Origin of the sequence: Aeromonas sp. L_1B5_3, assembly GCF_963866575.1 — a bacterium.
Classification (GTDB): domain Bacteria; phylum Pseudomonadota; class Gammaproteobacteria; order Enterobacterales; family Aeromonadaceae; genus Aeromonas; species Aeromonas jandaei.
This window is the reverse complement of sequence record NZ_CAWMDN010000079.1, coordinates 151443-172440: the sequence shown is the minus strand read 5'-3', so window position 1 is coordinate 172440 and position 20998 is coordinate 151443. Positions and strand designations below refer to the sequence as shown.

The following is a 20998-nucleotide window of genomic DNA, read 5'->3' as shown; positions in this document are numbered from 1 at the left end:
TCCCTTTTTCGTTGCTGCGGTTTGCGGCGTTACTGCTGCTCGCCAAGATAGTGGCGGCTGAGGCGGCGCCAGGTATCCGAGCCGATGGTGCCGGCAAGCAGTTCACTGGATGCGGCATCAAAGCGGCCATCCGTTAGCCAGCCCAGTTGGGGCAGCAGTCTGGCCAGCGTCACATCATTGTGTTGCAGCTCCCGCTCCAGTGCCTCCCAGAAGGCGCTCCCCTTGACGTAAAAGAGCGGGTAGTAGGAGCGATCGCCAGCCATCACTTCGCGGGCAGCCCGATAGAGGCCGCTCTCGTTATGAGGCTGTTGTTTGCCCCGCTCGGCCAGTTCGTTGATCGCCGAGACCTGATGCAGTCGAAAGCGGCGCAGTGCCTTGATGGCGAGGTACTCGGCAAGGCTCTCTTCAACCCAGGTGGGCTGTGGATCAGCACGGCGAGCGCTGAGGATATGCACCGCCTCGTGGGCCGAGGTGCGCAGCAGGCGCAGGGGGGCCTGTGGCGTCGGCTTGCCATTCATGGTTGGGTAGTTGGCGACAAACACCTGATCCCCGGCGGCTCCGCCAAGGGAGCGGGTCGTCACATCCCGCCCCAGCCATACCAGTTGCCACGGGTGAGTGGGCGGTGCCACATCGAGCTGAAAGGCCAGATAGTCGATGATCTCATTCAGTTGCTGCTGCAAGGCCGGCAGATTGAGCTGGTTGGCAATCTCGTCATGGCTCAGCACCAGCCGTGGATCCGGTTTGGTGACGGGCACAGTTTGCAGACCAAATGGCAGGATCAGCGGTGGCTGGTTGACATCCGGCAGCGGTTGGCAGCTGCCATCCGGCAGACAGACCTCCCCTTGGTGGTTCCCCATCTGGCGCACAAAGTTGCCCCACTCGGTCAATAGCCACTGGTCAGGGGCAAACAGCAGCGACTGTTGGGCCGAGGCATCCGCCCCTTGCGTTGGCGCCAGTGTGAGAGCGATCTGCCAGCCAACCTCTTTGCAGGAGAAGGGTTGGTTGAGGGCAACCGGCTGGTTGTCTGCAAGGCAGACCAGCGCGAGAGTCGGCTCGGCACTGCCCGGCAACTGACGGGCGGGGAGCAGGGTAAAAGGGGGCTCGCCCTGCATGGTGAGGCGCACTTGCAGCACATTGGCGCTGGCGCCCTGCTCGACAAGGTAGCGGGGGCCGCTCGCGTTATCGCTGGCGCAGGCCCACAGCGGCAGCAGCCACAGGGCAAACAGGGTGATATGACGACTCATAAGGGATTAGCGCTCCTGTTCGTAGCCCAGCAGATCGCCGGGCTGGCACTGGAGTTCACGGCAGATGGCCTCCAGAGTGGAGAAGCGCACCGCCTTGGCGTGGCCATTCTTGAGGATCGAGAGGTTGGCTTCGGTGATGTCGATGCGCTGGGCCAGTTCACGGGCGGTCATTTTGCGTTCGGCAAGCAGGGCATCGAGCCGGATGATGATGGGCATGGGATCCTCACACCGTCAGTTGCTGTTCATCGGCCAGCAGTTTGGCCTCGCGCATGACCAGTGCCAGCGCCAGCACGATGAGTCCCGCCAGCAGTACCCGGAAATCGGAGGTACTCAGCGCTATGGTACCGAGTACTTCCGGACCTCTCATGGTGAGCACCGTATCCAGCAGGGGCAGGTGGATCAACTCGACCACGAAGGTTGCACAGAGCAGCAGCCCGATCTGCCGGTAGCGGCGGATCTGCTCGAAGGTGAAGAGCAGGCCGTGGCGGTAGCCGCGAAACAGCTGGCGCAGTTGCCAGAGCATCATCATAAAGACCAGATCCGGCAACAGTTGTACCAGAGTGCCGAGCAGCCGGGTGGAGAAGTGCAGCGGATAGTCAGCCGGGTTGATGCCGGGACGGCTCAGAATGGTGTTGAGCTTCTCCTGCAGCAAATCGGCGCCCCCGAAGGGGGTCCACACCTCCAGCAAGGTGATCAAAGGGGTCGCCAGCAGAGCCAGTAGCAGCAGCCATTCGATCAGCATGCTCGAGCGTTCGAGTTTGTTGGATATCATCTCATTCCTCACCGTGATGGGTTTTGTCTGAAAGGTAAAGTTTATCGTTTATCAATATTCATGGCGGCAATGTTTATTGTTTTGCGATATACAGTCAAGGCAAAATTTATTGAAAAACGATAATTTCTATCTGTCTGAAGGTGATGACTTTTAGCGGCCACCTCTCTAGACTGGCCGAACCTGCATACAAATTCTCAACATGGACAAGGGGTTGCAGATGCACCAGGGATGGTTGCTGATCGGATTGTCGCTCTCCTATCTGGGGCTGCTGTTTCTGATTGCCTTCGTGGCGGACAAGCACAAGCGGCATCGCATGAAGGGGCAGCCGCTGCTCTACAGCCTGTCGCTGGCGGTCTACTGTACCTCCTGGACCTTCTTCGGCACCGTGGGGCAGGCGAGTGAATCGCCCTGGTCGCCGGTGCCCATCTACCTCGGCCCCATGCTGGTCTTTCTGTTTGGCTGGCGGCTGCTGGCGCGCCTCATTCTGGTGGCCAAGCGGGAACACATCACCTCCATCGCCGACTTCATCGCCGCCCGTTACGGCAAATCCCAGCGCCTCGCCATGCTCATCGCCCTTATCGCCATCATGGGGATCCTTCCCTACCTGGTGCTGCAGCTCAAAGCGATCGTGACTGGGCTCGATCTGCTGATGGCCAACAGCGCTGGGACGGGGCACGCCAGCGCCATATCGGGCAATACCGCCGAACTGGCGCTCGGGGTCGCCATGCTGCTGGCGCTGTTCAGCATCCTGTTTGGCACCCGCCATCTCGATGCCACCGAGCACCACAGAGGAATGGTGGTAGCCATCGCTTTCGAGTCGGTGGTGAAGCTGCTCGCCTTTATCTCGGTGGGGGGCTTTGCCCTCTGGCTCATTCTGAGCAAGCCGAGCCCGGCACGCAGCGAGGTGGCGGGGCACTTCTTCGATGCGGTGATGGCGGTGACGCCCGGCAGTCTGCTGGAGCTGGCCATCTACACGGTACTGGCGATGTGCGCGGTCATCTGCCTGCCGCGTCAGTTCCATGTGACTGTGGTGGAGAACAATCAGGGGCAGGATCTACACTGGGCGCGCTGGATCTTCCCGCTCTACCTGTTCGTGATGGGGCTCTTTATCTGGCCGCTGGCGCTGGCGGGTAAGCAGTGGGTGGGGGCGGACATGGCCTCCGACACCTATGTGATCAGTCTGCCGATGGCCCTTGGCTTTGACGGGGTCGCCATGCTCGCCTTCCTTGGCGGTACCTCGGCAGCGACCGGCATGGTAATCGTCTGCACCATCGCGCTGGCCATCATGGTGAGCAACGATCTGGTGCTGCCGGTGCTGCTGCGCCGTTTCTGGCAGCAGGGGCGCGATGAGCGGCTGGTGCGGTTGCTGCTGCAGGTACGTCGTGGCGCCATCCTGTTGATCCTGCTGGCGGCCTGGTTGCTCTACCTCTGGCTTGGCGATCTCACCAGCTTGTCGCGCATCGGTTACCTCTCCTTTGGCGCCGTGGCCCAGTTTGCGCCCGCCCTGCTGCTCGGTCTCTATTGGCGACACGGCAATCGCAAGGGGGTTTATCTCGGCCTGATCCTCGGCGTGAGCCTCTGGTTCATCACCCTGCTGGCGGAGAGCGGTCTGTTGGCCGGCTCGCCGCTGGAGGCGTTGCTGGCGCCGCCCGACTGGCCCGCTTTTCGCGATCTCAGCCTCGGGGCCTGGTGCATCTTCCTGAGCCTGCTGTTCAACCTGCTTGGCTATGTGGCGGGCTCGCTGCTCTCCCGTCCGGCGGTGAGCGAGCGGCTGCAGGCGGCCAACTTCGTCGGCAAGCCGAGTCGCGATACCACGGCGCTCTATCAGGCGCGGGTCTCGGTGAAGGAGCTGGAGATGCTGGCCGCCCGCTTCGTCGGGTCGAGCCGGGTCAAGCGTGCCTTTGGCCGCTTTGCCGGTGAGCATGGCGGCACGCTGGCACCGCAGATGCAGGCGTCGGCCGAGCTGATTGCTCACACCGAGCGGTTGCTGGCCGGGGTGTTTGGCACTTCGTCGGCGCGGCTGGTGCTCGCCTCTGCCCTGCAGGGGCGCAACATGCAGCTCGAGGAGATCGCCACCATAGTGGACGAGGCCTCCGACGTATTCCGCTTCAACCGTGGTCTGCTGCAAGGGGCGATCGAGCATATCGGGCAGGGGATCTCGGTGGTGGACCGAGAGCTCAAGCTGGTGGCGTGGAACCGGCGCTACATCGAGCTGTTCCACTATCCGCCCGGGCTTATCCAGGCGGGCCGCCCCATTGAGGAGATCATCCGCTACAACGCACTGCAGGGGCTGTGCGGCCCCGGCGATATCGAGGAGCATGTGGCACGCCGGGTCGCGTTTATGAAACGGGGCAGTGCCCACATCTCGGCGCGGGAGCGCCCCGATGGGCGGGTGATCGAGATGCAGGGCAATCCCATGCCGGCAGGCGGTTTCGTCATGACCTTTACCGATATCACCCCGTTTCGTGATGCCGAACGGGTGCTGCGCGAAGCCAACGAACATCTGGAGGCGCGGGTGGCCGAGCGTACCCGCGAGCTCTCCGAACTCAACCGCCAGCTGCTGCTGGTCAACCAGCAGGTGGAGCGGGCCAATCAATCCAAGAGCCGTTTTCTGGCGGCGGTCAGCCACGATCTGACCCAGCCCCTCAACGCGGCCAAGCTCTTTACCTCCTCCCTGCTGGAGATGCTGCCGGCCGAAGAGGAGCCTGCCCGCATCGCCCGTCATATCGACGATGCGCTGGGGGCGACCGAGGATCTCATCAGCGATCTGCTCGATATCTCGCGCCTTGAGGCGGGCAAGTTCAAAGCCAAGAAACTCGACTTCGCCCTGCACGATCTGTTCGACAACCTGAAGGCGGAGTTCGGGGTGCTGGCGCAGGCGGGGGGGATCCACTTCTCGGTGGTGGAGAGCAAGCGGGCGGTGCACAGCGATGTGCGCCTGCTGCGGCGGGTGCTGCAAAACTTCCTCACCAACGCGTTTCGCTACAACCCGGGCGGTAGGGTGCTACTTGGCTGTCGCAGGTTGGGGAGCAAGATCCGCATCGAGGTGTGGGACAACGGCCCCGGCATTCCGCCAGACAAGCAGGAGGCGATCTTCGACGAGTTCTCCCGTCTCGATCACTCCCGTACCGCCAGGGAGCAGGGGCTGGGTCTGGGGCTTGCCATTGCCCGCGGCATCTCGCTGGTGCTGGGCCATCAGCTCACATTGCAGAGCTGGCCGGGCAAGGGATCGGTCTTTGCGGTGACCCTCAATCTGGCCACCCGGCCGGTGGCTGCCCATCCGGTCGCCGCGCCTGCTCTGCGTGACAGCCAGCTGGAGGGGGTCAGGGTGCTCTGCATCGACAACGAGCGGGATATTCTGGCGGCGATGAGTTCGTTGCTTGGCCGCTGGGGCTGCGAGGTGCGTTGCGCCGTCGATCTGGCCGAGGCCGAGGCGCTGTTGGCAGAGGGGTTTGTGCCGAGACTTGTGCTCTCTGACTATCACCTCGACGACGGCAAGACCGGGCTGGAGGCCATTGCCGCGCTGCAGCAGGCTTGTGGTGACGAGCCGGGGGGGATCATCATCAGCGCCGATCGCAAGAGCGAGCTGCAGGCGCAGATCCGCGAGCGAGGATACGGCTACATCAGCAAGCCGGTCAAACCGCTCAAACTGCGCGCCCTGATGAACAGCTTGTTGTTGCCGGTGCAGTGAGCCAGCTCACAAAATTAATCAAATGATGGAGGGAGGGGTGCAGCGCGAAAGGGGGAAGGATAGAGGCTGATGTCGGAATAATCCTCACCATATCGAGCCAGTTCCCCTGAAATGAGTCCCATCACCTGTCATTTTTACTAGGTAGCACTTCGCAAATCGCCCCCCTATAGTCGGGGGGCGATTTTTCTTGTCGCGAATGAAGTGTGTTAAGGGCAAACCGGTCGAAAGGCCGGGACGCAAAGCTTCCGGTCTAAGGGTCAGCAGTACCTAAGATAGCGGGGCCACCACAGGTTGTTGCGCTCCTTTTGCCAAGGAGGAGCACTGCTGTCTGCGTTACCTGTCAGGCGCGTCGCCCTTTTCGTTGCAAACAATAACGAAATAGGGAAATACAACAAATGCCAAGTCCAAAACCTACCTTGCTGGCCCTTGCGGTCGGTCTTTTCTGTACCTCCGCCGCTTACGCGGCTGCGCCCGGCAAACCCACCATCGGCTGGGGCCCCACCAAGTTCGCCATTGTCGAAGTCGATCAGGCGGCAACCTCCTACAACAATCTGGTCAAGGTGAAAGATGCCGCCGATGTGGAGGTGAGCTGGAACCTCTGGAGCGGTGACGTTGGCCAGACTGCCAAAGTGCTGCTCGATGGCAAGGAGGTGTGGTCAGGCCCCTCCGCCGCCGCAGGCACCGCCAAATTCAAGGTGAACAAGGGGGGCCGCTACCAGATGCAGGTGGCCCTCTGCAATGCCGACGGCTGCACCCTCTCCGACAAGAAGGAGATAGTGGTCGCCGATACCGACGGCAGCCACCTGGCGCCGCTCAAGGCTGCGCTGCAGGAGAACAACAAGCCCTACGCCAACAAGTCCGGCAAGGTGGTCGGCACCTACTACGTGGAGTGGGGCGTCTACGGGCGCAAGTTCACCGTGGACAAGATCCCGGCCCAGAACCTGACCCACATCCTCTACGGTTTTACCCCCATCTGCGGCGGGGATGGTATCAATGACAGTCTCAAGGAGATCGAGAACGGCAACAGCTTCCAGGCCCTGCAGCGTGCCTGTGCCGGCCGGGCTGACTTCAAGGTGGCGATCCACGATCCCTGGGCTGCCGTCCAGATGCCACAAAGCGGCCTGACCGCCTATGACGAGCCCTACAAGGGTAACTTCGGCGCCCTGATGGCGCTCAAGCAGGCCTACCCCGATCTCAAGATCCTCCCCTCCGTCGGCGGCTGGACCCTCTCCGACCCCTTCTACTTCCTCGGCGACAAGAGCAAGCGCGATACCTTCGTCGCCTCGGTCAAAGAGTTCCTGCAGACCTGGAAATTCTTCGATGGCGTGGATATCGACTGGGAATATCCGGGTGGACAGGGCGCCAACCCGAAACTGGGCAGCCCGAGCGATGGCGCAACCTATGTGACCCTGATGAAGGAGCTGCGCGCCATGCTCGATGAGCTGGAGTCGCAGACTGGTCGCAAGTATGAGCTCACCTCCGCTGTCGGCGCCGGTTACGACAAGATTGAAGATGTCGATTACCGCGCGGCCCAGCAGTACATGAGCCACATCTTCATGATGACCTATGACTACAACGGCGCCTGGAGCAACACCGAGCTGGGTCACCAGACCAACCTTTACGCGGCGAGCTGGGATCCCAACACCAAGTACACCACCGACAAGGCGGTCAACCTGATGCTGGCGCAGGGGGTTGACCCCGGCAAGCTGGTGGTCGGTGCCGCCATGTATGGCCGTGGCTGGACTGGCGTGAGTGGCTATCAGGGAAACAACCCCTTCACCGGCAAGGCGACCGGCAAGGTGAAAGGTACCTGGGAAGATGGCGTGGTCGATTACCGTGACATCGTCAACAACCGCATGGGCAGTGGCTGGGAGAAGAGCTACGACGAGGTGGCCGAGGCTCCCTATCTGTTCAAGGCGTCGACCGGCGATCTCATCACCTATGACAACGACCGCTCGGTCAAGGCCAAGGGGCAGTATGTGCTGGCCAACAAGCTGGGTGGCCTCTTCTCCTGGGAGATTGATGCCGACAACGGCGACATCCTCAATGCCATGCACGAGGGGCTGGGTCATGGCGAGGGAACCACTCCGCCAGCCAACAAGCCGCCGGTGGCCAACGCGGGCAGCGATCTGAGTGTCACCGGCCCGACCGAGGTGACGCTGAACGGCTCCGCGTCCCACGACCCGGAAAATGGCGCCCTCACCTATAGCTGGAAGCAGGTCTCCGGCCCGCAGGCAGCCCTGCTGGATGCCACTCAGGCCAAGGCCCGGGTTGTACTAGATGCTGTGTCTGCCGACATCAATCTGGTGTTCGAGCTGGCCGTGACTGACGACCATAACCTCACCGCCCGCGATCAGGTGGTGGTCACCAACAAGGCGCCGCAGCCCAACCTGCCGCCACTGGTGAGCCTGCCGGCTATCGCCTCCGTGGAATCCGGCAAGCAGGTGACCCTCAAGGCGACCGCGTCTGACCCGAATGGTGATCCGCTCACCTATCAGTGGACGGTACCTGCCGGCCTCACCGCCAGCGGTCAGAACAGTGCCACTCTGGTGGTCACCGGCCCGAACGTTACCAGCGATACCGCCTATGACCTGAGCCTCACCGTCTCCGACGGCGCGCTGGATGCCAGTGCAGCCACCCGTCTGACGGTCAAGCCGGTCAGTGGTGGTGGCGGTTGCTCGGCCACCGATCCGGATGCCGCCAACTGGCCTGCCTGGCAGGCGAGCAAGGTCTACAACGGTGGTGACAAGGTGAGCAACAACCAGCTGGTGTGGCAGGCCAAGTACTGGACTCAGGGCAACGAACCGAGCCGTACTGCCGATCAGTGGACGCTGGTGAGCAAGGTGCAACTGGGGTGGGATGCCAATGTCGCCTACAACAGCGGTGACCTGACCAACCACAATGGTCGCCAGTGGAAGGCCCAGTACTGGACTCGCGGTGATGAGCCCGGCAAGGCTGCGGTCTGGCAGGATGTCGGCGCCGCCAGCTGCAAGTAATACCTCCCGATTGATGACAGGGGCATGGCGACATGCCCCTCCTTCCCGGTAGCCATCAACACGAGAAAATAAATGACTACATACATGACCCCGATAGCCGGCCTCATTATGGCAACGCTGGCGGCAGCCCCTTTGTCTGCTGGCAGCGCGCCCCTGATATTCAATGACACGACCCCGCAAAGCGATCTGGCGGGCAGCTTGGCTGCCAGAGTACAGTTTGCCCAGAGCCAGATCCTGCCATCCCATCCCAAGGAGGGGGATCGCCAACCCATCCTGACCAGCCTGCGCAAGAGCTTGCTGCTGGTGCAACCGCTCCAGGCCGACGGGGTGACCCCGATGATGGTGGAGGCCCGTGACGGCAGCGGCACGCTGCTTGGCACCCTGACCTTGTCGCCGCCATCGGCGCAGCCAGAGACGGTCTACCATCTCGCGGGGGTTCCCGAAGGTGGAGTGAGCTTCGTCCCGGAGAGCGGCAGCACTGCCGTCATCAGCAGCAGTGCTGATTTGGCCAAACTGAGCGACAAGAGCGGCGCCTTCCTCAAGGATCGGCTGACTGGTCGTGCGCTGGTGGAGATCCAGACCGCCGACGGCCGCTGGGTTCGGGATATCTACCTGCCCGTGAGCCCGGAGCTGGAGGGCAAGATGGTGCGGATCCGCTCCAGTGCAGGCTACAACTCGACGATTTTCTATGGCGAGCGACAGGTGACGATCTCCCGTGGCCAGACCTTGCAGTTCAAGTTTGCCAAGGGGCAGTGGTTCCGTGAGGGGGAGCTGGAGAACAACCGCATCACCTATGCCCCGGATACCTGGAGCGGTGAGCTGCCCGCAGAGTGGATCCAGCCCGGACTGAGCCTCTCCGTTCGACAGGGCAATCTCAGTGGTGAACTGCGTGATATCAAAGTCGGCGCCCCCGGTGAGCTGCTGCTGCACACCATCGACATCGGCATGCTCACCACGCCACGGGATCGCTTTGCCTTTGCCAATGACAAGGAGGCTCATCGCGAATACTTCCAGACCATCCCGGCCAGCCGGTTGATCGTCAGTCAGTATGCGCCGCTCTCCCTGCCTGAGGTGATGCTGCCCAATGGCACCTTGCTGACCGATTTTGACCCGAGCGAGGGGGGTTGGCATGGCGGCACCATGCGACAGCGTATCGGCAAGGAGCTTATCTCCCACGGTATCGACAATGCCAACTACGGCATCAATAGCAGTGCCGGTGAAGGGGAGGGGAGCCATCCCTTTGTGGTGGCCCAGCTGACGGCGCACAACAGCCGCGGCAAATATGCCAATGGGGTTCAGGTGCACGGTGGCTCCGGTGGCGGTGGTATCGTCACGCTGGATGATTCGCTGGGCAACGAGTTCAGCCACGAAGTGGGCCATAACTTCGGCCTTGGCCACTATGTGGATGGCTTCCGTGGCTCGGTTCACCGCAGTGCCGATCAGCTCAACTCCAGCTGGGGCTGGGACAGTGACAAACACCGTTTCATCCCCAACTTCTCGCCGACCCGCACCAATGAGGATGCCTGTCTGGATGGCCAGTGCCAGCCGCCGTTCGATGGCCGCAAGTTTGGCTACGATGCGATGGCGGGCGGCAGCCCTCTCTCCGGCGCCAACCGTTTCACCCTCTATACCCCCAATTCCGCCGCCATCATCCAGCGTTTTCTGGAGAGCAAGGCGGTGTTCGATGCCAACTCGGCCACCGGCTTTAGCAAGTGGAACAGTGCGACGGCCAGGATGGAGCCCTATCAGCACACAATCGAGGGGATCGAGAAGGTCGATGCCCCCATGGATGCCCTGAGCGAGGCCGGACTGAGTGCCCTGCTGGCGGATTACGGCTTGGTCAGGGTCGCCATGTGGGATGGACGCTGGACTCGTGATATCCGGGTGCCGGTTGCCTCTGCGGAGAACCGGGGGCGCAGCCTGACCATCGATCACGGGGCCGGTTACAACAGTCGCCTCTTTATCAACGGCAAGGAAATTGTGGTGAACCGGGGCTTCAAGAAGAGCTTCACCTCGGATGGCCAGAGCTGGGTGGAGGTCTCCCTCATCGATACCAAGGTTGCGCGCAAGCCCGAGCAATTCGGCGTGCCGGTGACCACTCTGGTGGGCTATTACGACCCGCAGGGGAGTCTGCCCAGCTACATCTATCCGGCGCTGCACGGCGCCTACGGCTTCACCTATCCGGATGACAGCAACACCCTGTCCGGCAGTGACTGCCAGTTGCAGGTGGAGACCCGCGATGGTCTGCAGCGCTTCAGGCTGGCCAATCACCGAGCGGCCAGCAGCGTCATGAACAAGTTCCACATCAACCTGCCCACCGCCAGCGAGCCCGGCCGCGCCACCATCCAGTGCCGTGGTCAGACACTGGTACAGCAGAGCTTGCTGCCACCGCAGCAGTCACTCTCCTTTACCGTCAACGGGCGGCCGCTGGAGCAGGGCGTGGTTGAGAACCAGCCTCCGGTGGTGACCGTACCGGCGCAGCTCGGTGGCATCGGCGGTGAGTGGCTGACCATCACTGCCGAGGCGAGGGATCCCGAGGGCGATGCGCTCAGCTACCGCTGGCTCTTCCCGGCGGGCTGGCAGGCGGAAGGTGAGACCAGCGCCAACCTGCGTCTGCTGCCGCCGGCAGTCACTACCAGCGAGCAGCATGAGCTGAGTGTGAGCGTCTCGGACGGGGTGCATCAGAGCGAAGGGCGCGTCGTGCTGACGCTGGAGCCCGTGGTCGACGGCTCTTGCAACACCACAGATCCGGAAGCGGCCAACGTTCCCGCATGGCAGGCCAGCAAGGTCTACAACGGCGGTGACAAGGTGAGCCACAACCAGCTGGTATGGCGTGCCAAGTACTGGACTCAGGGCAATGCGCCGAGCAGCAGTGCCGATCAGTGGGCGCTGGCGAGTCAGGTTGATCTGGGGTGGAGCGCCGCCGTTGCCTACAACGGCGGGGAGCTGACCAACCACAACGGCCGTCGGTGGCAGGCCAGGTGGTGGACTCAGGGTAACGAGCCGGGCAAGCACGGCGTCTGGCTGGATGTCGGGGCGGCAAGCTGCCGTTAAGCCGGGATCCCTATGATGGTGGCGGGGTCTTATGAGGCCCCACTTTTTCTGCTGAAAACCTAGACAGAGAGCAACAATAATGAAAAAAAATCGCATATCCCTTCTGCTTGCCGGCTTGATGCTGAGCGGCCACCTGTGGGCGGCCGAGGCATACGACATCAACAAATCCTACCCGGGCGGCAGCCAGGTCAATTACAACGGCCAGGTTTTCGAGGCCAAGTGGTGGGTCAACCCGGGTCAGACTCCGGGCATGACGGCCGCCAATGAGTGGGATACCCCGTGGAAGCTTGTCGGCGAAGGGGAAGTGACCCCGCCGGATACCGGCGGCGATGACAAGCCCAATCCGCCGACGCCAACCCCGCCGGATGGCAGCACCACCCCCGTCTATATGAGCCAGGCCGAGCTGGATGCCAAAGAGAAGGCGCTGACCGACTTCCCGGCGATGGAAGCGGTCAAGGCTTCCATCGCTACCCGGGACAATCTGGTGGTCGAGGCGGTGCAGCCGGGTCGTGCCGACAACCCGGGCAACGTCAAGCGGGTCGAAAGCCTGCTGAGCGAGGGTCAGTTCAACTACCTCTTCCCGCTGCGCGCCCCCGAGTACACCTATCGCGGCCTGCTGCAGGCGGCGGCCAAGTTCCCGGCCCTGTGCAGCGACTACAGCGACGGCCGCGATGCCGATGCCATCTGCCGCAAGACCCTGGCGACCATGTTCGCCCACTTCGCCCAAGAGACCGGCGGCCATGAAAACTGGCGCCCGGAAGCCGAGTGGCGTCAGGCGCTGGTCTACGTGCGCGAGATGGGATGGAATGAGACCATGCGCGGCGGTTACAACGCCGAGTGCCGTCCCGATGTGTGGCAGGGTCAGCAGTGGCCGTGCGGTACGTTCGACAATGGCGAGTTCAAGAGCTACTTTGGCCGTGGCGCCAAACAGCTCTCCTATAACTACAACTACGGCCCCTTCTCCGAGGCGATGTTCGGTACGGTACGCACCCTGCTCGACCGTCCCGATCTGGTGGCCGACACCTGGCTGAACCTGGCCAGCGCGGTGTTCTTCTATACCTATCCGCAGCCGCCCAAGCCCTCCATGCTCCATGTCATCGATGGCACCTGGCAGCCGAATGACCATGACAAGCAGAACGGTCTGGTGCCGGGCTTCGGGGTCACCACCCAGATCATCAACGGTGGGGTGGAGTGCGGTGGCCCGGTCGAGCACGCCCAGTCCCAGAACCGCATCAACTACTACCGCGAGTTTGCCAACTACCTCGGGGTGGCGGTGCCATCCGACGAGGTACTGGGTTGCAAGAACATGAAGGTGTTTGACGACAAGGGCGCCGGTGCCCTGCCCATCTACTGGGAGCAGGACTGGAGCTATGTGGCAGAGAACCCCAACGGCGGCAAGAGTTACGCGTGCAAGCTGGTGGGTTACCAGACCCGTTTCAGCGCCTTCAAGGAGGGGGATTACAGCCGCTGCGTTCAGCACTTCTATCCCGAAGTGGTGATCGAGGATAACGGCGGTGGCACCAACCTGCCGCCGGTGGCCAATATCACCGGCCCGGCGCAGGCGGAAGGTGGCAGCAAGGTGACCCTCTCCGGCCAGCACTCCAGCGATCCGGAAGGCAAGCCGCTCACTTATACCTGGACTATTCCGGCAGGTGCCTCTGCGCCTGCGCTGGATCAGGTGACGCTGGAGTTGACTCTGCCAAAGCCAGCCAGTGATACCAAGATGGAGATCAAACTGACGGTCACAGATGAAGGTAATCTGAGCCGCAGCACCACCCATAGCCTGCTGGTGAAAGGAGAGGAGGGGGGCGTAACGCCGCCTGACTATCCGGCCTATAAAGAGGGGACTCCCTACAAGGTGGGCGAGCGGGTCAGCAACGGCGGTGCCAGCTACGAGTGCAAACCGCACCCCTACACCGGCTGGTGCGCCGGTGCGGCCTGGGCTTACGAGCCGGGCAAGGGAACCGCGTGGAGTGATGCCTGGATCAAGCTGTGATCCGGCATTAAGCCGAAGCAATAAAAGATGGGGCCTGCGGGCCCCATTCTTGTTTGGTGGAGTTCAGGTTTGGCCGTGGAACATCTGGCCCGGACAGGACAGCGCCTCGAGAGGGCTGTGTGATGATGTGTGTATTGTAGTTTTATTACGTTTTCCGTGAAAGGCTTTCAGCAATTACTTGCCGTAGCGGAAGTAGTATTCACGGGTGGACGGAGCGTAGGTATCTTTCTCGACTACGCCGCTTTTTCTGGTTGCACCGCGCAGGTGGAACAGAACTGCCAGATTCTCGAACATGGTTTCACCTCATATCTCTGTTGGTTTGTTGCTTTGTGTGACCTGGGTCACGGTTTGATCCTATGGCCATTTGTGAGCCAGATCAACTTTGTGTGTTGTAAATTTACATAAATCATGGAAAGGGTTTTCAAATTCAATCCTCTTTATGGAAAGGCTTTCGTGAACCGCCTCCTGCTGGGCGCTTCGCCCTTGCCTATCTCGTAGAGCGCCCTCTCCTGCTCCTGCAGTGATGACTGGGTGAGTGGTGGCAGAGGCTGTGGTGTTGCGACCAGCACGCCAAAGTGCCGGTTAAACGGCCGGATTGTGACATTTAGTCGATAAAAACAACGACTTGCTGCAATTTTGATTAAACGCGCCAATCGGGGTGATTTTAGGGTTGACACTGAAGCGGGTGATGCCTATCATGCGCCTCCGTTGCCGGAGATAACTTCGTCAGCGCCGAGGTGAGTTGGGGTTATAGCTCAGCTGGGAGAGCGCTTGCATGGCATGCAAGAGGTCCGCGGTTCGATCCCGCGTAGCTCCACCAAATTCTCCTCGAACAATCTGGAATCAAAGGGGTTATAGCTCAGCTGGGAGAGCGCTTGCATGGCATGCAAGAGGTCCGCGGTTCGATCCCGCGTAGCTCCACCAGGTTCCTGATTGAAATGAAGTACCCAGGGCAGTGCGGTGTGTATCACCCAGGCCGACCTTTGTGGGGTTATAGCTCAGCTGGGAGAGCGCTTGCATGGCATGCAAGAGGTCCGCGGTTCGATCCCGCGTAGCTCCACCATTATTGAGGATGAATGGCCGCCAGAACCATTCATTCAGTGCCGAATTTGGGGTTATAGCTCAGCTGGGAGAGCGCTTGCATGGCATGCAAGAGGTCCGCGGTTCGATCCCGCGTAGCTCCACCAAATTCAGAGTGACGTCAGTCATTCACACACATCGGGGTTATAGCTCAGCTGGGAGAGCGCTTGCATGGCATGCAAGAGGTCCGCGGTTCGATCCCGCGTAGCTCCACCATATTTCGTAAAGAAAGTAGAAAAGGCCACCGCATTGCGGTGGCCTTTTTGTTTTCTCAGGTATTTATTTTCCCCATACTTTCCAGCCTTTCATTTGCAAATCAAATGGCCAAAACTGAAAAGCCCGCGGGTATCGCGGGCTTTTGGCTACTTTCAAGCGGGTTGCCGGTTAGCGCCGACGGCGCCAGGCCAGCGGCAGCAGGGCCAGCAGGCCGAGTCCCAGCGCACCACCGCCACTTGAGCCGTGGTCCGGTTTGACGGCATCACCCTTCATTTTCAGATCGACGATGATGGGGTCGTGGTCGGAGGCGCTGAACGGATTATCCGATTTCAGCAGGGTGCCGGTGTACTGGTTGCCGTACTCGAACAGGCTGCTCTCGAAGGAGTTGATGTGCCAGTCGGCCACGTTCGCCACCTTGCTGGCCAGCGCCGGATTGGCAAGGGCATAGTCGAGGGTACCGAGTTCGCTGTCATAGCTGTAGGAGATGGCTTTTTCCTTGTTGAACTTGACGTTGAGATCGATCAGGCCATAGCTGCGAGTCACCTCGCGACCGAGCTGTTCATAGGACTGGTCACCGATAAAGGTATGGGAGGCCGAAACGATCTTGCGTTCGCTGGTGGCTGGATTGTAATCGGTCAGCACCCGGATCGGGTCCTCCTTGGCGTAGGAGTTGAAGTCGCCCACCAGCAGCACCTGGCCCGGCAGCTTGCTGACGGCTTCACCCAGCACCTTGGCCGCGCTCACCCGGAACTCGGTACACTTGCCCTGCAGGTCGGCCGGTTCTGTCTTGCCATCGCCATTTTCATAGCAGCCAGAGCCCTTGGACTTGAGGTGGTTGACCACCAGCGTCAGCGGATCCTTGCTGCCCGCGACGGTAAAGCTCTGCACCAGCGAATCGCGTTGGCCGGCGGTTTTGGCCACGCCCCCCGTGGTATAGCGCTGCTCCGGCATGCGGATGACGTTTGCCTCGCTGGCCGGGGTAAGCAGGGCAGGGCGATAGATCATGGCTACCATGATGGCGTCGCCACCGAAGAATTTCTCGCTGGTGAGCAGGCTGGCTGGCAGGCGGACATAGGCGTAGCGCTTGCTCGCATCCTTCTGTTGCTCGTTGAGGCGGGTCACCAGATTGTTGATGGCGGAGTTGTCGCCAAAGCCATTGTTCTCCATCTCCATCAGGCCGAGCAGGTCGGCATCCATCTCGGTGATGGCGTTGACGATCTTGGTGCGCTGCTTCTCGAAGTCGGCCTGACTCTTGGCGCCGCGGTTGCACCCTTTGGCGTTGTCGGCATCCGCCTGATCTTTGCACAGCACGTTGAGTGCGCCGCCAATGCTGGAGTGGCTGGTGAAGTAGTTGAGCACGTTGAAGCTGCCAATCCGCAGATCGCTGCCAGTGGCCCGGGCGGGGGCCGGCTGGCGGTCATCTTCCGGTGTACGCAGCAGGGCGCCGGCGCTCAGGGTGACATCGCTGGGCACTACCAGACGGAAGGCATCCTTGTTGTAGACAATGACCCCCTCCAGCCCGGTCAGTTGATCACCGATACGCAGATAGCCCTGATCGGCATCCCAGCCCGGGAACCAGGGCAGTACGCCATCCGGTGCCTTGTAATCAGACTCGACCACCAGCCGGTTGCTGCCATTTTTGGCGGCCAGAGCGACCGCTTCCGGGCTGCTGGCAACATGGAGCTGGGTTGGCTTGAGCAGCGGCGCCTTGTGGGAGAGCTCGACGTTGTTGCGATAAACCTTGTAGTCGAAGCTGAAGTTGCGGGTCAGGCGGAGATCGCTGCTGCTGTCGAGCCGTACCCGCATCCCTTCGTGGCGATTGAGCGCCTGCGCCAGCGTCTCCCCTTCATTGACCTGCAATACGCTGGTTGGCACTGTCAGCCCCTGCGCTGTGACCTGCAGGCGGGCTTTGTTGGCCTCGAAGGTGGGTTTGAGCTGGGTGCCGCCGTAGTACTCCTCGACCCTGGCCTCGAGGCAGACCTCTGCCCCCGGTTTGAGAGCCGGGTAGTTGGTCGCAAGTTTGCTGTCATTGAGATAGACGAAGATGCCATCCGAAGTGGCCGGGTTGCCATCTCCCGCCGGATCAGTCAGATAGAAGCCTTTGGTCAGGCTCTGGCCGAGGGTGGTGACGACACCGCGCACCATGAAGGTACCCGGACTGATTTTTCCCGTGATGTTGCCGTTTTTATCGGTCACGGTGTCGGTCGCGAACTGGCTCCCTGAGCCTGTTCCCTGAATGGTCGGAATGGGGGTGAGTTGCGCCGGATCGGAGGGGCAGACGAAGGCGGCGTGGGCGCCGGGGGCAGCGAGGGCCAGCCCCACGGCCAGCGACAGTAGGGTGCGAGTACCTTTCATAAGTGTTCCTTTTTTATTTTTGCCAGTGTTTCCATAGCCTTGGTCGTTGACCAGGGGCGCGCATTGTCACATTTCCGGCATGTCGTACCAGTGAGCCAACGCACATTACCGGGATGCAAATGAGCGCAGGTTGGCGTTTTTTGATCTGGCTAACACTCTGAAATTACTGATAAAGAACTTATCAAATGGTGGGCGGGAAAGTGTGATCCCGCTGGCAACCACATATTTTTCTTCGAGAATGAAGATTGAGACTCGGGTGTCTGCTTCCTATACTCGACTTGTTCCTCACGGAACCCAGGTAAAGGGCAAACCGGTTGAAATGCCGGGACGCAATACCTCCGGTCTTCCGATCAGACGATGATCCAGATAGCGGGGTTTCCCCGGGTGAAGAGGCAGTGTGCGGCGAGTCCATGGCCGGTAGTCTCCCTCCCTTCACGCAGGTTGCGCTTGTGCTTTGCCTTGGTCACCAATGCCAAGACAAAACAAGGAAGATAACAATATGCAACAGTTCCTGAGGCCCAGCCGGCTTGCCGTGCTGGTGGCCATCGCTGCCATGCCCGCCTGGGCGCAGGCAGCCTATCCCGCCTACAAGGCCGGTACTGCCTACAAAGCCGGTGACATCGTCAGCAATGCCGGTGCCCTCTATGAATGCAAAGAGTTCCCCTACTCGGGTTGGTGCGGGGCATCACCCTATCACTATGAACCCGGTGTCGGGGTGGTCTGGGCGGATGCCTGGAAGCTCTACGGCGGCGAAGTGCCGCCACCGGCGCTCGGCGTGGCCGTCAGCTCTCCGGCTGCCGGTGCCAGCTTCAACGAAGGTGCCAGCGTGGCGCTGGCGGTGACCCTGAGTGGTCCGGTGACGGCGCTGGTTCGGGTGGAATACCTTATCGACGGCAAGCTTGCTGCCACGGCCAGCGCCTCGCCCTGGGGCGCCAGCTGGAGTGCTGCGGGCGTTGGGGCGCACGCCCTGAAAGCGCGGGCGCTGGATAAGGATGGCAAGGTACTGAGCGAGGCGGATTCGAGCTTCAACGTTGCTGCCGTGGTGGCGCCAGAGGCGCCCAAGGTGAGCATCAGCAGCCCGGCCAGCGGTGCCAAGGTGACGCTGGGTCGTAGCGTGGCGGTGAACGGCAACGTCACCGATGCCAACAACGATGTGGCCAAAGTCGAGCTGTTTGTCGATGGCAAGAAGGTAGGGGAAGACAATGCCGCCCCCTGGCAGGTCAACTGGACGCCGGATGCCAAGGGCAGTGCCGCCCTCAAGCTGGTGGCCACTGACAAGACCAATCTGGTTGGCGAGTCGGCGGCAGTGAACGTCACTGTCGAGGAGGCCGCGCTGCCACCGTCCGGTGGCAACCTCTCCTGCGATATCCGCCAGATCTATCGTCCTGATGGCTACGAGTGCATGGGGGATGACCATGCCCGCCGGGTCATCGGCTACTTCACCTCCTGGCGCACCGGCAAGAATGGCCTGCCCGCCTATCTGGTGAGCGACATTCCGTGGAGCAAGATCACCCACATCAACTACGCCTTCGCGGCGGTGGACGAGCAGAGTCACACCATCAAGGTGGATGACTCGGCGACCAAGATGACCTGGGATGGCGTGCCGGGTGCCGAGATGGATCCGGAGTTCGCCTACAAGGGGCACTTCAACCTGCTGTCGAAGTTCAAGAAGCAGTATCCGGACGTGAAAACCCTGATCTCGGTCGGGGGCTGGGCCGATACGCGCGGTTTCTACACCGCTACCACCAAGGGCGACTGCTCGGTCAACACCGATGGCATCAATGCGCTTGCCACGTCGGCGGTGAGTTTTATCCGTCAGTACGGTTTTGACGGGGTCGATATCGACTATGAATATCCCACCTCCATGAAGGATGCGGGCAACCCCAACGACTTCCCGCTCTCCAACCAGTGCCGCAGCAAGCTCTTTGCCAACTACAAGGTGATGATGCAGACCCTGCGCAGCAAGCTGGATACGGCGGGCAGCGAGGATGGCCGCATGTACATGCTGACCATCGCCTCGCCAGCTTCCGCATATCTGCTGCGCGGCATGGAGAACTTCCAGGTCACCCAGTACCTCGACTATGTCAACCTGATGACCTACGACTTCCACGGTGCCTGGAACCACTTTGTCGGCCACAACGCCGCCCTGTTTGACAACAAGGCTGACGCCGAGCTGGCGCAGTGGGGCGTCTACACCCAGAAAGAGTTTGGTGGCATCGGTTACCTCAACGCCGCCTGGTCTGCTCACTACTTCCGTGGTGCGCTGGCTGCCGGCAAGATCAACGTGGGTGTGCCCTATTACACCCGCGGTTGGCAGGGTGTCAGCGGTGGCACGCACGGTCTGGGCGGCAAGGCAGCACTGCCGAGCCAGAGCAATTGTCAGCCGGGTACCGGTGGCGGCACCATTCCGTGCGGCAACGGTGCGGTCGGCATCGACAACATCTGGCACGATCTGGACAAGAACGGCAAGGAGATTGGCGGGGGCGCCGTCCCCATGTGGCATGCCAAGAACTTGGAGCACGCAGCCGATTTGGGGATCACCACCATGCCGAGCTACGGTCAGGCCTGGGGTCTGGATCCCAACAACCCGGCCCATGTGATGCAGGGCAAGTATGTCCGTTACTACGACGACAAGGCTCATGCACCTTGGCTGTGGAACGAGGAGAAAAAGGTGTTCCTCTCCACCGAGGATGAGGAGTCCATGGGTCACAAGCTCGACTACATCGTCAATCGTGGTCTGGGTGGCGTGATGTTCTGGGAGATGGCGGGTGACTACGCCTACGATCCGGTGAAAAAAGAGTACGGCATGGGGGATACCCTGACCACGCTCGCCTACGACAAGTTTGCCAAGGCGACCAAGTACAACACCAAGCAGAACGATCTGGCAGCTCCGGCGGCCCAGCTCGACATCGCGGTGAGCCTCTCCGGCTTCAAGGAGGGTGATTCCAACTATCCGATCAACCCGACCCTGAAGCTCACCAACAACTCGACCCAGACCATTCCGGGCGGTGCCCGCATCGAGTTCCTGGTGCCCACCTCTACCTCTGACACCATCACCGACCAGAGCGGGATGGGGCTAAAAGTGGTGGAGAGCGGCGGCAACCAGAACTCCGACGGGATTGCCAACGAGAAGGACTTCCACAAGGTGGCTCTGACGCTGCCGACCTGGAAAGCCTGGACGCCGGGCAGCGATGTGGAAGTGGCGATGACCTACTATCTGCCGGCCGCTGGCGTGCCGAGTGGAATCCGCATCATCAGCGGCAGCCAGACCGCGGGTCTCAAGGCCGAGTTCCCGACCTTGCCGGAGGCCGTACTGGGCTCGGGCGGTGGTGAGGGCGGTGCGACCTGCAGCAGCCAGAATATCAACCCGGCAGCCTACAAGGCTTACCCGACCTGGCCGCAAGGGGATCATGCCAATGCGGGCGATCGCATCACCCACAACAAGGTGGTGTGGCAGGCCAACTGGTGGACCAGCAGTGAACCCAAGACCACCGATGGCAGCTGGAAGTCTGTCTGTAGTTATTGATTTTTAAATCAAGGAGATAAGTGAGGCTTAGGCCTCACTTTTTTTATCTGCATGGTCGATCTGGTTGA

At 61.2% G+C, this 20998-nt stretch carries 9 protein-coding genes, 5 tRNA genes and 2 riboswitches; of the genes, 10 read left to right on the top strand and 4 right to left on the bottom strand.

Annotated features, from left to right (window positions below; genetic code table 11):
* Window positions 1–29: 29 nt before the first annotated feature.
* The 3 genes from AACR93_RS05400 to AACR93_RS05390 are packed head-to-tail and all read right to left on the bottom strand — an operon-like array spanning window position 30 to window position 2016.
* Window positions 30–1244, bottom strand: coding sequence for a hypothetical protein (locus tag AACR93_RS05400; RefSeq protein ID WP_043850207.1), 1215 nt, complete (start codon window positions 1242–1244; stop codon window positions 30–32).
* Window positions 1245–1250: 6 nt separating this feature from the next.
* Complete coding sequence (locus tag AACR93_RS05395) at window positions 1251–1460, bottom strand: helix-turn-helix domain-containing protein (protein ID WP_033112641.1); 210 nt, start codon at window positions 1458–1460, stop codon at window positions 1251–1253.
* 7 nt (window positions 1461–1467) lie between these two features.
* On the bottom strand, window positions 1468–2016 hold the full coding sequence (locus AACR93_RS05390) for a DUF2975 domain-containing protein (protein WP_041210868.1): 549 nt from the start codon (window positions 2014–2016) through the stop codon (window positions 1468–1470).
* A gap of 217 nt (window positions 2017–2233) precedes the next feature.
* On the opposite strand from AACR93_RS05390, the gene AACR93_RS05385 reads away from it, so the two are divergent.
* The 9 genes from AACR93_RS05385 to AACR93_RS05345 all read left to right on the top strand — a co-directional run bounded on the left by AACR93_RS05385 (window position 2234) and on the right by AACR93_RS05345 (window position 15049).
* Entirely contained in the window at window positions 2234–5707 is a 3474-nt protein-coding gene (locus AACR93_RS05385; protein WP_043850206.1) for a hybrid sensor histidine kinase/response regulator, read from the top strand.
* Between the two features lie 201 nt (window positions 5708–5908).
* Window positions 5909–5996, top strand: a riboswitch (cyclic di-GMP riboswitch).
* A gap of 106 nt (window positions 5997–6102) precedes the next feature.
* Window positions 6103–8703 carry a glycosyl hydrolase family 18 protein gene (locus tag AACR93_RS05380; RefSeq protein WP_043850205.1) on the top strand — a complete coding sequence of 867 codons (2601 nt, stop codon included), beginning with the start codon at window positions 6103–6105 and terminating at the stop codon, window positions 8701–8703.
* A 72-nt stretch (window positions 8704–8775) separates the two neighbouring features.
* Entirely contained in the window at window positions 8776–11757 is a 2982-nt protein-coding gene (locus AACR93_RS05375) for a M66 family metalloprotease (RefSeq protein ID WP_156152908.1), read from the top strand.
* Between the two features lie 79 nt (window positions 11758–11836).
* Window positions 11837–13753 (top strand): glycoside hydrolase family 19 protein, encoded by a 1917-nt coding sequence (locus AACR93_RS05370; protein WP_043850204.1) that lies wholly within the window; start codon window positions 11837–11839, stop codon window positions 13751–13753.
* A gap of 744 nt (window positions 13754–14497) precedes the next feature.
* A tRNA-Ala gene (locus tag AACR93_RS05365) sits at window positions 14498–14573 on the top strand.
* A gap of 28 nt (window positions 14574–14601) precedes the next feature.
* Window positions 14602–14677 (top strand) — tRNA-Ala (locus AACR93_RS05360).
* A gap of 63 nt (window positions 14678–14740) precedes the next feature.
* Window positions 14741–14816 (top strand) — tRNA-Ala (locus tag AACR93_RS05355).
* A gap of 48 nt (window positions 14817–14864) precedes the next feature.
* A tRNA-Ala gene (locus tag AACR93_RS05350) sits at window positions 14865–14940 on the top strand.
* Window positions 14941–14973: 33 nt separating this feature from the next.
* Window positions 14974–15049 (top strand) — tRNA-Ala (locus tag AACR93_RS05345).
* Window positions 15050–15217: 168 nt separating this feature from the next.
* On the opposite strand, the gene AACR93_RS05340 is transcribed toward AACR93_RS05345, so the two are convergent.
* Window positions 15218–17404 (bottom strand): ExeM/NucH family extracellular endonuclease, encoded by a 2187-nt coding sequence (locus AACR93_RS05340; RefSeq protein WP_043850203.1) that lies wholly within the window; start codon window positions 17402–17404, stop codon window positions 15218–15220.
* A gap of 294 nt (window positions 17405–17698) precedes the next feature.
* Window positions 17699–17787: riboswitch (cyclic di-GMP riboswitch) on the top strand.
* A gap of 116 nt (window positions 17788–17903) precedes the next feature.
* Between AACR93_RS05340 and AACR93_RS05335 the strand changes: the two genes are divergently transcribed.
* Entirely contained in the window at window positions 17904–20930 is a 3027-nt protein-coding gene (locus AACR93_RS05335; RefSeq protein ID WP_052497048.1) for a glycosyl hydrolase family 18 protein, read from the top strand.
* Window positions 20931–20998 lie beyond the last annotated feature (68 nt).

Excerpts from the sequence above, each read along its gene's own strand:
- AACR93_RS05390 (WP_041210868.1), bottom strand. The coding sequence starts at position 2,016 with ATGATATCCAACAAACTCGAACGCTCGAGCATGCTGATCGAATGGCTG.
- AACR93_RS05335 (WP_052497048.1), top strand. The coding sequence starts at position 17,904 with ATGCAACAGTTCCTGAGGCCCAGCCGGCTTGCCGTGCTGGTGGCCATC.
- AACR93_RS05340 (WP_043850203.1), bottom strand. The coding sequence starts at position 17,404 with ATGAAAGGTACTCGCACCCTACTGTCGCTGGCCGTGGGGCTGGCCCTC.
- AACR93_RS05400 (WP_043850207.1), bottom strand. The coding sequence starts at position 1,244 with ATGAGTCGTCATATCACCCTGTTTGCCCTGTGGCTGCTGCCGCTGTGG.
- AACR93_RS05395 (WP_033112641.1), bottom strand. The coding sequence starts at position 1,460 with ATGCCCATCATCATCCGGCTCGATGCCCTGCTTGCCGAACGCAAAATG.
- AACR93_RS05385 (WP_043850206.1), top strand. The coding sequence starts at position 2,234 with ATGCACCAGGGATGGTTGCTGATCGGATTGTCGCTCTCCTATCTGGGG.
- AACR93_RS05380 (WP_043850205.1), top strand. The coding sequence starts at position 6,103 with ATGCCAAGTCCAAAACCTACCTTGCTGGCCCTTGCGGTCGGTCTTTTC.
- AACR93_RS05375 (WP_156152908.1), top strand. The coding sequence starts at position 8,776 with ATGACTACATACATGACCCCGATAGCCGGCCTCATTATGGCAACGCTG.
- AACR93_RS05370 (WP_043850204.1), top strand. The coding sequence starts at position 11,837 with ATGAAAAAAAATCGCATATCCCTTCTGCTTGCCGGCTTGATGCTGAGC.